We start from the raw sequence: 12,087 nt of genomic DNA, 5'->3' as shown, positions 1-12,087 counted from the left end.
CTCCCGTATTCGAGGCACTCGTGTCAAAAGGCATTGTTTCATCGGTCATGGCGTCCTGTCTGTTCGCTGTGATGTACTTCTATACCTCCCTGCTCGAGCCACTCGATGGCGAAGAAATCTTCGGCTGGCGCACCCTCTTGACGCTGCCCTGCCTTACCCTGTTCATGCTCGTCTCGAAAGATTGGAAACGCGTCGCCGAGCTACTGGGGCGGGTTAGGCGCACGCCGGTGTTGTTGCTGGGGATGGTCGGCACTTCGTGGCTGATGGGCGTGCAGCTGTGGCTGTTTCTCTGGGCGCCCCTGCACGGGCGCAGCCTGGAAGTGTCGATGGGCTATTTCCTGCTGCCGCTGGCCATGGTCCTGACCGGGCGACTGGTGTATGGCGAGCGCCTGTCGCGCCTGCAAAAGGTGGCCGTGGGCTGCGCCGCACTGGGCGTGGGGCACGAGTTGTACCAGAACGGCAGCTTTGCCTGGGAAACCTTGTTGGTGACGATCGGCTACCCGATCTACTTCGTGCTGCGGCGGCGTTGCCGCACCGACCACCTGGGTGGCCTGTGGTGCGACATGTGCCTGCTGCTGCCGTGGGCGCTGTACTTCGTCACCCAGGGCCCGCTTTCCGGTGCCGACCTGCAGGCACACCCTGGACTCTATGCGCTGATCCCGATCCTTGGCGCGATCAGCGCCTCGGCCCTGATCGCCTACGTGCTGGCCAGCCGCATGCTGCCATTCAGCCTGTTCGGCCTGCTCAGCTACGTCGAGCCCGTGCTGCTGGTGGGCGTGGCGTTGCTGCTGGGCGAAACCATCGGCCCGGACCAGTGGCTGACCTACCTGCCGATCTGGGCCGCAGTGCTGGTGCTAATCCTCGAGGGCTTCAGGCACCTGCTGCGTCAGCGTCGCCGGTCGGTATAAGGCGCACCTGGCGCACCCGTCGCTCTTCAATCGCCTCCACGGTCAGCGTCCAGCCATTCCAGGCCAGCTGGTCGCCGACCATCGGCAGCCGATCGAGAAGGCTCATCACCAACCCCGCAAGGGTCTGGTAGTCCTCGGTAGCACGGGCACAGAAGCCAGTACGTGCCTGCACCTGGCTCAGGTTCAATGCGCCACTGACCACAAAGCCAGCGCCCTCCTGGACAATGCCTGGGCCTTCCACTTCGCTGGCATCCGGCAGTTCACCGGCAATCGACTCGAGGATGTCGGTCATGGTCAGCAGGCCGGTGAAGTCACCAAATTCGTTGACCACAAAGGCGATGTGGGTCGACTGGCCGCGCATCTGCTCCAGCGCGTTGAGAATGCTGAAGCTCTCCAGCAGGTTCAGCGGCACGCGAGCCATGTCCTCCAGGTCGGGCTGACTGCCCGACAGCAATTCCTTGAGCAGCTCCTTCTTGTGCACGAAGCCCAACGGTTCATCGACCCGGCCATCGCGAATCAGCGGCAGGCGCGAATACGGCGAATTGGCCAAGGCCTGGGTGATGGCCTCTGCCGGCTGTGCGAGGTCGATCAGGTCAACCTCGGCACGTGCGGTCATCACCGTTCGAATTGGCCGCTCGGCCAGGTTCAGCACGCCACTGATCATTACCCGTTCACGGCGGTCGAACAGCACCTGCTCCCCGCCACCTTCGACCAGGTCGGCGATTTCCTCGCCGACCTCGTCAGCCTCGACCCGACGGCCGCCCAGCAGGCGCAGCACGGCATGTGCAGTGCGTTCACGCAACGGCTTGTGCTGTTGCAGGCTGCGCTTGCGACGGGCGCGCGCCAGCTGGTTGAACAGCTCGATCAGGATCGAGAAGCCGATGGCCGCGTACAGGTAACCTTTCGGGATATGGAAGCCCAGGCCTTCCGCCGTCAGGCTGAAACCGATCATCATCAGGAACCCCAGGCACAACATGATCACTGTGGGGTGGGCGTTGACGAAGCGGGTCAGCGGCTTGCTGGCAACGATCATGATACCGATCGAGAAGATCACCGCGATCATCATCACGGACAGCTCATCGACCATGCCCACCGCCGTGATCACGGCATCCAGCGAGAACACTGCGTCCAGTACCACGATTTGGGCAACGATCGGCCAGAACGCGGCATGGCGCAGGGTACCACTGGCCTGGGTCACGTGACCTTCCAGGCGTTCGTGCAATTCCATGGTGGCCTTGAACAACAGGAACACGCCGCCGAACAGCATGATCAGGTCACGGCCGGAGAAACTCTTGCCCAATACCTCGAACAGCGGCGCGGTCAGGGTGACCATCCAGGAAATACTGGCCAACAGGCCCAGGCGCATGATCAGCGCCAGGCTCAAGCCAATCACCCGCGCGCGGTCGCGTTGGTGTGGCGGCAACTTGTCGGCGAGGATGGCGATGAACACCAGGTTGTCGATACCCAGCACCAGCTCGAGGACGATAAGCGTCAGCAGGCCCAGCCAGGCCGTGGGGTCGGCTAGCCATTCCATTAGCGGGTACTCACGAGGGAAACGTCACGGGGACGGGGGAAGGATGGCCAGAAAAGCCGAAGACTGGGGGGCTCCGCGAAGGTGCTCATATAGACCTTGATAACAGATTGGGACAGTGATGCTACAAGGACAGCAGGTTGCTGTTGTAGCGCAAAACTATTACAAAACCTGTACCCCTCCATCGCCACCCCACATTCATCGTCGCAGCGTTGCTGCCCGTTACGATTCAGAAGGTCAATCGTGACACTTCTTCCGTGCCTGCCTGTGTCACGCCATGGGGCCCTGCCGCCTCACTGAAACAAGACTGAGACAAACTGGCACTGACGGCGGGCGGAAGCAGGTACTTTTGTTCAATACATCAAAGCGCCAGGCACGCGAGGATGACGGCTCCCCACATCACCCGGATCTTCCTCATGAGCCTATCCCTGTCCATGGCCGCCTTCGCCCTTGCGGCCTCTATCTCCCCCGGCCCGGTCAACATCGTCGCCCTTGGCAGCGGTGCCCGCCATGGCCTGCGCGCCAGCATGGCGCATGTAGCCGGTGCCACGCTGGGTTTCTGCCTGCTGCTGGTGCTGGTTGGGCTGGGCCTGCATCAACTGCTGCTGCGCTGGCCTTTGCTGGGCCTGATGTTGCACTGGGGCGGGGTGGCGTTTCTGCTGTATATGGCGTGGAAGCTGGCCAGTGACGACGGTAACCTGAACAACGCACAGCCCGGCCGACCCTCTTCAGCCTGGCACGGCGCAGCAATGCAGTGGCTCAACCCCAAAGCCTGGTTGGCAGCCGTTGCCGGGGTGGGCGCCTACACCGGCGGTGAACAGCACTTGCTGTGGCTGTTTACCTGGATCTATGGCCCAATCTGTTTCATCTCGGTGGCCTCCTGGGCCTGGGCCGGCAGCGTGATTCGCCAGTACCTGCACAACCCACATCACCTGCGCATGCTCAATCGGAGCCTGGCCGTGTTACTGGTCGCCAGCGCGGTTTACCTGGTGCTTTAAGGCATGCACGGCTTCTGCAGGAGCGCCCAAGCTAGCAACGGCATTTCTGTAATGCCCGGGTGTCGCCGCAAGGTGCTGTTTGAATGCCCGCTGCAGGTGTGCCTGATCAGCGAACCCCGCCTCCTGCGCAACCTCAGCAATCGCCCGGCCCTGGCGCAACTGCGCCCGGGCCAACTGCACGCGCTGGTCCAGCAGGTAGCCATGCGGCGTCAGGCCGAAGCGTTGGCGAAAAGCACGAATCAGGTAGGAACGGGACAGGCCACAGGCCATGCAGATGTCCTCGAGGCTGAGTGGGTCACTGCGATGGGCGCGTATGAAAGCTGCCGCTGCATCCAGCCGCGGGTTGCCCTCATCATGCACCGGGGCAACATCGTCCAGTAACGCCGGCATCCCCCTGAACAGGGCCGCTAGACGGGACTCGCGATCATGCAGGCTGGGATCGAACAGGTCGGCAAAGGCCTGCAACAAGCGCTGGTACAACACCGCCGAGGTGCTGTAGGTCTGCCTCGGCAGGGCGAACCCCTGCGCCTGCAACCACGGCAAGTCGACAAACAGCATCAGGTAGGACCACGGCTCCCCGGCAACAGGGTTGCAGGTATGTACGACGCCTGGATTCATCAGCACAGTGATGCCCGCCGCCACCTCGACGCGCTGGTCACCATTCAGGTAGGTGCTGCGCCCACCCGTGATCACCCCGATTGAAAAGGACTCATGGGAGTGCGCGGCGTAGCAGACTTGCCGCCCGTCCCCTACCCTTCGGGCTTCGACAAACGGCAACGCAGGGTCGCGCCAGAACCGTGATACCTCGATCATCCCATGCCCCGCCCGCCGCAACCATGAGCGTGGATACTACACACTTACCGCGGGAACAGGTCCAACGTGCGCTCCACTTCACCGATATCCATCCGAAAGCCATCCCCTTCCGGTATACCCACCACGAAGCCGAAATGCTGGTTGTCCCGATCCGTCAGGTACTTGTAGTAGCTGACGAAGCGATTCGGCGGCTGCAAGGTCAGCAGGCAGCCGCCGGGCTGTAGCACGTTCACGCCATGCACCAACTGGCTACCCTCCACCCCGACGACCACCTTGGCCCCGGCGCAGGCTGCAACAATACTCGGCACATCGGATTTCAACGGGTTGACGATGCGAAAACCACGGGTAACGCGCAAGTGCTCGGCAAGCTCGAGCTCGTTGCGCAGCAGCCGCAGGTCACCATCACCACCGCGCAGCAGGAACACCCCGGGGTGTGGCGCATGCGGCACATGCGACAGCAGCTTGTCACCCATGGCCCGGTAGCGGGCATGCCGGCTGCGGTTGTTGCTCTGGTCATCGAACAGCACCAGCTCGCGAAAGAACGCACTGCGCAGGCGCAGCGGCTTCATGTCCAGCCAGTCCTCATAGGCCGGCGCCTGGGTAAACAGCGGGTACCTGGCCGAGGGTGCGGTGGTCACGGGTATGCCTTCGTTACAGGCCAGTGCATAAGTGGGGCAATCCTCCATCAGCCAGGTGCCGAACCACGAGTTGCCATTTTGCGTGCAGTAGATCGCCGCGCGGTCGATCTCGTGATCGACCGCAATCCTCGGAAAGGTACTCGGCTTCAGCGATAGCCAGTGACTGGCCTTGCCCTTGTACAGCGCCCCATCGACCAGCCACACATCTTTGATCAGGTAGCCGCGAGTAGCCCCTTGCAGCGTGCTGATGCCGCCTTCCATGGTGCGCGCAGGGTGCACGTAGGGGTAGAAACGCTTGCCTTCCCAGCCTGTCACCCGCTCCAGCTGGCCAGGCAAATAGATGGCCGGCGGCGACACGGTGGTCTCGCCCGGGGCAATGTCCCAGCTTTTGCTGGCGATGCTCTTGAGATCGATGGCCGTGTTCTTGCCCAGCCGCTTGCGCGCCATGTAGCGGTAGGCGGCCAAGGTCCAGGTGTGCCGCCTGGCGGCGGACGATGCACTGAACTGCGAAATGTCGCCTCCCATGAAGCGCTCCCCCTTGATGACGAGGTGTGAAGCCTGGCGCCTGGCACCAGATCAAGGCCTCCCTGGCAACGACTCAACTGCAGGTGACCCGCTCCATCGTGGGCGGCGACTGCAGACTGGCGTAACGACTGCGCAGGTTCTCGACGAACGGCTCACCTGCACCGTTACCTCCGTAGAGGTAGATCTTGTGCAAGCCGCCGAAGACCATTTCGTGGTATCGGCTGGCCACTTCCTCGTCGCTCGGCCCCTCGGGCAAGCCCAGGTGCAACGTGAGCTTGTCGCCTTCCACCGCGAACATCGGCGTGTCCCAGAGAAACTTCGCCGTGCCGGTTTTGGGCAGGCGAACAAACAGATAGGCATGGTTACCCAGCGAGTCGATATCGCCGCCGCGGCGGCGCTTCCATTTCAGCAGACCATCGTCCGGGCGGGCCAGGCAGAGGCCGATATCGTAATAGTCAAAACCCTGCTGCAGCGCCCATTCGAGGGCCATGTAGGTGGTAATCGAATTCACCTCGCGCAGCTTTTTGGCATCGCTGAACACCGCTTCGCAGTAGCCGAAACGCAATGTGCTCCAGTAACGCTTGCCAGCACGCACGACTTCGCAGCCGAGGTGGCAACCGATCACCTCGCCATCGACGGTAATCAGGTCGAGCCGACCAACCTGCCTGGCGATGCGGAACACTTCTTCCGTGGGAAACTGTGCGGCATGGATGCCCTGCCTGGCGCTGGCGTAAGGGCGCAGCAGGGCGCGGTCCGCCATGGCGATCTCTTCGTCCGAAAGGGCTTGGCGCATCTGGTACAACGGGCGGTTCTTGCGAATGCTGCGCCGCAGTTCGCTGTCGTAGCGCGCGGTGATGTCTTCCAGCGAACGCCCCAGTGGTACTACCGCACTCAGATAATGGGGCACTGACAACGCGCCGGTCGTGGGCATTTCGCTGATCAGCACCCTGTGATCGGCTGGCGCCGTGGAGCTTGCGCTGTCAACGATCGACGCACTCCCCTGCCCCTTGCCGCCAATCAGCAGCTTGGCCATTTCGCGTTGCTGTTTCCTGCCGATATAGACAATTTCGTAGGGGCTTTCCTGTTGCAGCCGGAACCTCGCCACTTCCCAGCGCCAAAAACAGGCACGCGCCATCACCTCACGCACTATGCTGGCCAGCTGCCTGATTTCGTATCGCATAGAGGGCGAGATGAATTTTCGCGCCGCTGCAGTCAAGGTCGCTTTCATTTATTCCTCAACGTCCTTTTAAAGCCCTAAGGTCTACCGGAAAAAGAGAAAAACTCAGCAAGCGCACTTAACGCTTTGATAATGATCAACTAACCCAGCACTTTCATCTCACATCCAGTAACAATTTAAGATGCCCGCAAACCCTTTGGCAAGCACACTTCACGGCCATTTTGAATACGTTTAATGGCGTCAAATTCCCTTCAACAATGTGTGCCTGGATAAGTTATTGCTATAAACATGCCGCCCCCACAGCACCCTATTACAATTTCGCTATTTGCCCATTCATTTTGATTGCCCTTTTGCATAACGCACAGGCATGCATGGTGAACTCCCCGGAGGCACGGGGCGCGATCCTGAGCCAGACTGGTGTTTTTTCCGCAGGCGGTGCATGCTCCAGGCTGAAGCGATTCACCTGGCCGTAAACCCGCCCTGTAATGTGAGGTGCAGTACCCATGGACCGTCTGCTCGATTCACTTTTCCCAAGCGCCGGGGACATCCCGGAAATCTGGCGCCTGGGGGCCCCGCTGGAACAACGCGACTACCTGGTAAACGGAGAGCTCAGGCGCTGGGACGGCCCCTTGGCCACGGTACGCAGCCCGGTCTGGCTCAAGGGCGGCAGCGAAGAACACCAGGTGGTACTGGGCAGTGCCCCGCTGCTCGATGCCGACACTGCGCTGACCGCGCTGGATGCCGCCGTGCAAGCCTACGACAAGGGCCGCGGCGCCTGGCCGAACATGCGCGTGGCAGAGCGTATCCAGCACGTTGAAACCTTTCTCGCCCGCATGCGTGAACAGCGCCAGGCTGTAGTCAAGCTGCTGATGTGGGAGATTGGCAAGAACCTGAAGGACTCGGAAAAGGAATTCGACCGCACCTGCGACTACATCGTCGACACCATAAACGCGCTCAAGGACCTCGACCGCCGCTCCAGCCGTTTCGAACTGGAACAGGGTACGCTTGGCCAGATTCGCCGCGCGCCATTGGGCGTGGCACTGTGCATGGGGCCGTACAACTACCCGCTCAACGAAACCTTCACCACCTTGATTCCGGCGCTGATCATGGGCAACACCGTGGTGTTCAAGCCGGCCAAGTTCGGCGTGTTGCTGATCCGCCCGTTGCTGGAAGCATTCCGCGACAGCTTCCCCCCGGGGGTGATCAACGTCATCTACGGCCGTGGCCGCGAAACCGTGAGCGCACTGATGGCCAGCGGCAAGGTGGATGTATTTGCCTTCATTGGCACGCACAAGGCGGCCAGTGACCTGAAAAAACTGCACCCGCGCCCGCATCGCCTGCGCGCTGCGCTGGGCCTGGATGCCAAGAACCCAGGCATCGTGCTGCCTCAGGTCGACCTCGACAACGCCGTGGAAGAGGCCGTTACCGGGGCGCTGTCGTTCAATGGCCAGCGCTGCACGGCACTGAAGATCCTGTTCGTCCACGAAGACGTGGTCGAGGCGTTCCTCGACAAATTCCAGCGCAAGCTCGCCGCGCTCAAACCGGGCATGCCATGGGAACCTGGCGTGGCGCTGACACCGCTGCCCGAACCCGGCAAGGTCGACTACCTCGACGGCCTGGTCACCGATGCAACGGCCAAAGGTGCTCGCGTACTGAACGAGGGTGGCGGGAGCAGCCGCGGCTCGTTCTTCTACCCGGCGTTGCTCTACCCGGTGAATCACAACATGCGCGTGTACCATGAAGAGCAGTTCGGCCCCCTGGTGCCGGTGGTGCCCTATCGCGATCTGCAGACGGTGATCGATTATGTGCTGGACTCCGACTACGGCCAGCAACTGAGCCTGTTCGGCAACGACCCGGCAACCATCGGTAGCCTGGTCGACATCTTTGCCAACCAGGTCGGGCGCATCAACATCAACGCCCAATGCCAGCGTGGCCCGGACACTTACCCGTTCAACGGCCGCAAGAACAGCGCCGAAGGCACCCTTTCGGTACATGACGCACTGCGCGTGTTCTCGATCCGCACCCTGGTCGCCACACGCTTCCAGGAAGCCAACAAGCAGCTGATCAGCGAGATCATCCGCAACCGTGAATCGACCTTCCTGACGACCGACTACATCTTCTGAACGCCGCGCTTATAGAGAATCGATCTAGCACCGCTGTCGATTTTCCCTCTGCGCAAACGACTCTAAGCAACAGGGCGCCGGCCGGCGCCCTCTGCACAGGAGCGTCGAACATGGCAGCCAAACCCATTCCCGAGGGCCAGCATAGCCTGACCCCATACCTGGCCATCAATGATGCCGCCAAGGCCATCGAGTTCTACAAGCAGGCCTTTGGCGCGCAAGAGGTGTTCCGCCTTGACGGCCCCGGCGGGCGGGTGGGCCACGCCGAGCTGAAAATAGGCGATTCATCGCTGATGCTGGGCGACCCCTGCGACATGGAGGGGGGCCTCACCGCCAGCCAGAAGCTCAGTGGCGCAGGCGTGGGCCTGCACCTGTATGTCGAAGATTGCGACAAAGTCTATGCCCAGGCGCTGGCCGCTGGCGGTACCCAGTTGCACCCCCTTACCGACCAGTTCTATGGCGACCGTAGCGGCACCCTGAAGGACCCGTTCGGCAATATCTGGTTCGTTTCCACCCACAAGGAGGACCTGACGCACGAGGAAATCCGCGCCCGTGCCGCGAAGATGTTTGGCGGCAACTGAGCGGCAAGTTGAAAGCGGCGCCACTTTGCTTGAAGCTTGGGGCTCGTAGCTTGGAGCTGCTTCATGCGAATCATCGACAAAACCGCCGCCCAGGTGCGCAGCCTGACCCCCGCCGAAGAGGAGCTGCTGGTCGGTTTCGCCACCGGCAGCCTGCTCGGCCCGCGCCTGCTGCAGGCCAACCAACTGCTGATGAAGGTGCGCAACGCCAACCAGTGGCTGGCCTGCGACTGCCGCAGCGACGCCTTGCCGGTGCTTAACGTCACCCTGAACGGCAACACTGGCACGCTGTTTCTCAAGAACAACCCGGGCACCGCCGAGCACGCCCTTGGCTGCCCGTTCACCAAGGACGAACGGGAAGCCGCCGAGCGCGAGAGCGACCCCACGCCACCTGCTGCCTGGCTGCCGCCCGACACGCCGCTGCGCCTGATCAGCGACTTTCGTTCCGACAGTACCACTGCTGGCGGCGATGGCAGTGAACGACGCGAGCAGCAGCGGCTGCTGTCGCTGCTGCTGACCTGGATCGAAACCAGCGGCCTGAACCTGTATGCCACGCACCTGAAGAAGGACCTGACCGGGCTGTTCGCCGAACTGCGCAGTGTCGCCAGCCGCTACCCATTGCTGGAGCGGGTGCCCGCCAGCAACTACCTGGAAACCCGCCTGGACATGAAGCACATGATGATGCTCAAGGCCCGCCTGCGCGAAGCCAAGGTGTTCGGCAACCACCGCCGTCACGGCCTGCTGCTGGACTGCGTCGACCAGATCAAGGGGCGCAAGCTGTTCAACAATCGCAGCGACGACGGTTTCGATTTCCAGGGGCACCACCTGTACTGGGGCGGCAACCGCACCACTGGGCCACTGCTGGCGCTGATGCTGTACTCACCGACCAGTGCGGGCAGCCATTTTTACGAGCTGATCCATGTGGCCAGCGTGCCGGTACTGTCACGCGCCCACCTGTTCCCGGTGTACCGCGATGAAGAACGCGAACCACTCAAGGCCTTGGTGTCATTGGTCGACTGGATGGCAAGCAAGGGTGTGAAAGTGCAGATGCGCCGGCCGGTCATTGGGGGCCAGGTGGCAGATGAGCTGGTCATGACCTCGGATCAGGACCGGGTACTGTCGGTATCACTGCTGGAGCAGCCGATCGGCCCCGAGCCGGATACCGAAAACTTCAAGCGCTACGCCGACTTCAAAAGCCTGGAAACCTTCCGCAAATTCGTCGCCGGCTTTTTCATGCGCGAACGCTGAACACCTGGCTGCAAAAAACCGTGGTGCTGCCCTGGCTTTTCAACCCCGGCGAGCTCAAAGCTCCAGCCCACCGGCAAGCAAGGCACTCAGCACCGCGGCGATGTCAGCACCCTGTTCGTCCAGCACGCGCAAGGGGATGCCCTGTAATTCGGCTTGTGAGCCTGCCAGCCCCTCGCCTAGCAACGCCAGCGGGCAAGCGATCTCCATCTGCAAGGCCCGCAGTTGCCGGGCCAGGGCCGCGCTTACCGGGCCCTCTACGGCAACCACCAGCGCCGCAGGCTGCATAGCCGCACACACCAGCGCCAGCTCTGCCAGTGGTTGCCCGCAGCCGAGCACGTCGATGCGCTGTTGCTCGCTGCTCAATAACAGGCCGGTACACAGCAGTTGCGATTCGGCGTGCCCCTCGGTGCCTGCCAGCAACACGCGCGGCGCATCGGCCTGGTTCATGTGCAGGCGCAACAACAGGCGGGCGCGCAGAAAAGTATCGAAGAACAGCCATTGGCTGCGTTGCCCAAAAGCACGGCCTGAAGCCAGTTCAAGCCAGGCCGGCATCAGTACGTCACGCAGCACGGTGGCCTTGGGCAGCAGCGTGAACAACTGGCCGTGCAGCACGTCCAGTGCTTGACCATCGAACGCCTTGGTTGCACGCAGTACGGCAGCGCGCCAGTCAGCGAAGGCCAAGCCCGAGTGCACCGGCGCCTTGCGCTGGCCGGCAAGCCGCTCACCCACCTTGCTGATCGGCAGCCCATTGGCGGTCCAGTGCAGGATGTCGCGTATCCGCTGCACATCCTCGGCCGTATACAGCCGGTGCCCACCCTCGGTGCGTTGCGGGTGGATCAACCCATGGCGCCGCTCCCAGGCACGCAGCGTGACCGGGTTGATGCCCGTGAGGGTCACAACATCGCGCATGGGCATCAGTTCGGGTGAGGAAAATTCAGTCATCAAGCGGGCCGTCCGGGAGGTGGCCCATTGTAAACCCATACCTACCCTTCTGCGCAGCGCCGACCTGGGTCATCATGCAACTAATCGCGCCCGAAGCCTTGCACATGGGGCTACGCTGCGCTTACCTGACACTACATTTTCGTAGGTGGGCCTGCATGATCAACGCAAAACTCCTCCAACTCATGGTCGAGCACTCCAACGACGGCATTGTCGTTGCCGAGCAGGAAGGCCAGGACAGTATCCTCATCTATGCCAACCCGGCCTTCGAGCGCCTGACCGGCTACAACGCCGAAGACATCCTCTACCAGGACTGCCGGTTCCTGCAGGGCGAGGACCACGATCAGGCGGGCGTCAGGCAGATCCGCGCGGCAATCCGTAAGGGTGAGCCTTGCCGGGAGGTGCTGCGCAACTACCGCAAGGACGGCAGCCTGTTCTGGAACGAGTTGTCCATCACCCCGGTGTATAACGAAGCGGACCAGCTCACCTATTACATCGGCATTCAACACGATGTTTCCAGGCAGATCACTGCCGAAGCACGCATTCTCGAGCTGGAAGCGGAGGTCGCTGAACTGCGTCGTCAGTTGCAGGAAAAAAACCGTTAAACAAAAT

At 62.0% G+C, this 12,087-nt stretch carries 11 protein-coding genes; 6 read left to right on the top strand and 5 right to left on the bottom strand.

Annotation, left to right across the window (positions count from 1 at the left end; genetic code table 11):
- Nucleotides 1-20: 20 nt before the first annotated feature.
- Nucleotides 21-908 carry an EamA family transporter RarD gene (rarD, locus tag OO258_RS07170; protein ID WP_266029458.1) on the top strand — a complete coding sequence of 296 codons (888 nt, stop codon included), beginning with the start codon at nt 21-23 and terminating at the stop codon, nt 906-908.
- On the opposite strand, the gene OO258_RS07165 is transcribed toward rarD, so the two are convergent.
- Nucleotides 871-2,442, bottom strand: coding sequence for a TerC family protein (locus OO258_RS07165; protein ID WP_110743028.1), 1,572 nt, complete (start codon nt 2,440-2,442; stop codon nt 871-873). The genes rarD and OO258_RS07165 overlap by 38 nt on opposite strands.
- Nucleotides 2,443-2,855: 413 nt before the next feature.
- On the opposite strand from OO258_RS07165, the gene OO258_RS07160 reads away from it, so the two are divergent.
- The gene (locus OO258_RS07160; protein ID WP_110743029.1) at nt 2,856-3,437 is read left to right on the top strand and encodes a LysE family translocator; all 582 of its coding nucleotides are present in this window, start codon (nt 2,856-2,858) and stop codon (nt 3,435-3,437) included.
- On the opposite strand, the gene OO258_RS07155 is transcribed toward OO258_RS07160, so the two are convergent.
- The 3 genes from OO258_RS07155 to OO258_RS07145 all read right to left on the bottom strand — a co-directional run bounded on the left by OO258_RS07155 (nt 3,402) and on the right by OO258_RS07145 (nt 6,641).
- Nucleotides 3,402-4,250: a helix-turn-helix transcriptional regulator gene (locus tag OO258_RS07155; protein WP_266029455.1), complete on the bottom strand. Its 849-nt coding sequence runs from the start codon at nt 4,248-4,250 to the stop codon at nt 3,402-3,404. The two genes, OO258_RS07160 and OO258_RS07155, sit on opposite strands and share 36 nt — an antisense overlap.
- 44 nt (nt 4,251-4,294) lie before the next feature.
- On the bottom strand, nt 4,295-5,413 hold the full coding sequence (locus tag OO258_RS07150) for a glycosyltransferase 61 family protein (RefSeq protein ID WP_266029454.1): 1,119 nt from the start codon (nt 5,411-5,413) through the stop codon (nt 4,295-4,297).
- A gap of 73 nt (nt 5,414-5,486) precedes the next feature.
- Nucleotides 5,487-6,641, bottom strand: coding sequence for a hypothetical protein (locus tag OO258_RS07145; RefSeq protein WP_266029452.1), 1,155 nt, complete (start codon nt 6,639-6,641; stop codon nt 5,487-5,489).
- Between the two features lie 452 nt (nt 6,642-7,093).
- Here OO258_RS07145 and OO258_RS07140 point away from each other — a divergent pair, with 452 nt between their 5' ends.
- The 3 genes from OO258_RS07140 to OO258_RS07130 all read left to right on the top strand — a co-directional run bounded on the left by OO258_RS07140 (nt 7,094) and on the right by OO258_RS07130 (nt 10,536).
- The gene (locus tag OO258_RS07140; RefSeq protein ID WP_110743034.1) at nt 7,094-8,713 is read left to right on the top strand and encodes an NADP-dependent glyceraldehyde-3-phosphate dehydrogenase; all 1,620 of its coding nucleotides are present in this window, start codon (nt 7,094-7,096) and stop codon (nt 8,711-8,713) included.
- A gap of 110 nt (nt 8,714-8,823) precedes the next feature.
- Nucleotides 8,824-9,291 (top strand): VOC family protein, encoded by a 468-nt coding sequence (locus tag OO258_RS07135; protein ID WP_110743035.1) that lies wholly within the window; start codon nt 8,824-8,826, stop codon nt 9,289-9,291.
- Nucleotides 9,292-9,354: 63 nt separating this feature from the next.
- Nucleotides 9,355-10,536 carry a hypothetical protein gene (locus OO258_RS07130; RefSeq protein WP_266029450.1) on the top strand — a complete coding sequence of 394 codons (1,182 nt, stop codon included), beginning with the start codon at nt 9,355-9,357 and terminating at the stop codon, nt 10,534-10,536.
- Between the two features lie 54 nt (nt 10,537-10,590).
- Here the strand turns inward: OO258_RS07130 and OO258_RS07125 are convergent, their stop codons facing one another.
- On the bottom strand, nt 10,591-11,478 hold the full coding sequence (locus tag OO258_RS07125; protein ID WP_266029448.1) for a MerR family transcriptional regulator: 888 nt from the start codon (nt 11,476-11,478) through the stop codon (nt 10,591-10,593).
- A 155-nt stretch (nt 11,479-11,633) separates the two neighbouring features.
- On the opposite strand from OO258_RS07125, the gene OO258_RS07120 reads away from it, so the two are divergent.
- Entirely contained in the window at nt 11,634-12,080 is a 447-nt protein-coding gene (locus tag OO258_RS07120; RefSeq protein WP_266029446.1) for a PAS domain-containing protein, read from the top strand.
- Nucleotides 12,081-12,087: the final 7 nt, after the last annotated feature.

The organism is Pseudomonas sp. DCB_BI (genome assembly GCF_026240995.1).
Classification (GTDB): Bacteria; Pseudomonadota; Gammaproteobacteria; order Pseudomonadales; family Pseudomonadaceae; genus Aquipseudomonas.
Note: the sequence above shows the minus strand (reverse complement) of the source record. Positions and strands in the feature narration are given on the sequence as shown.

What these genes read in the sequence shown, in the direction of transcription:
- OO258_RS07165 (WP_110743028.1), bottom strand. Translation starts at nt 2,442, where the DNA reads ATGGAATGGCTAGCCGACCCCACGGCCTGGCTGGGCCTGCTGACGCTT.
- OO258_RS07160 (WP_110743029.1), top strand. Translation starts at nt 2,856, where the DNA reads ATGAGCCTATCCCTGTCCATGGCCGCCTTCGCCCTTGCGGCCTCTATC.
- OO258_RS07155 (WP_266029455.1), bottom strand. Translation starts at nt 4,250, where the DNA reads ATGATCGAGGTATCACGGTTCTGGCGCGACCCTGCGTTGCCGTTTGTC.
- OO258_RS07150 (WP_266029454.1), bottom strand. Translation starts at nt 5,413, where the DNA reads ATGGGAGGCGACATTTCGCAGTTCAGTGCATCGTCCGCCGCCAGGCGG.
- OO258_RS07145 (WP_266029452.1), bottom strand. Translation starts at nt 6,641, where the DNA reads ATGAAAGCGACCTTGACTGCAGCGGCGCGAAAATTCATCTCGCCCTCT.
- OO258_RS07140 (WP_110743034.1), top strand. Translation starts at nt 7,094, where the DNA reads ATGGACCGTCTGCTCGATTCACTTTTCCCAAGCGCCGGGGACATCCCG.
- OO258_RS07135 (WP_110743035.1), top strand. Translation starts at nt 8,824, where the DNA reads ATGGCAGCCAAACCCATTCCCGAGGGCCAGCATAGCCTGACCCCATAC.
- OO258_RS07130 (WP_266029450.1), top strand. Translation starts at nt 9,355, where the DNA reads ATGCGAATCATCGACAAAACCGCCGCCCAGGTGCGCAGCCTGACCCCC.
- OO258_RS07125 (WP_266029448.1), bottom strand. Translation starts at nt 11,478, where the DNA reads ATGACTGAATTTTCCTCACCCGAACTGATGCCCATGCGCGATGTTGTG.
- OO258_RS07120 (WP_266029446.1), top strand. Translation starts at nt 11,634, where the DNA reads ATGATCAACGCAAAACTCCTCCAACTCATGGTCGAGCACTCCAACGAC.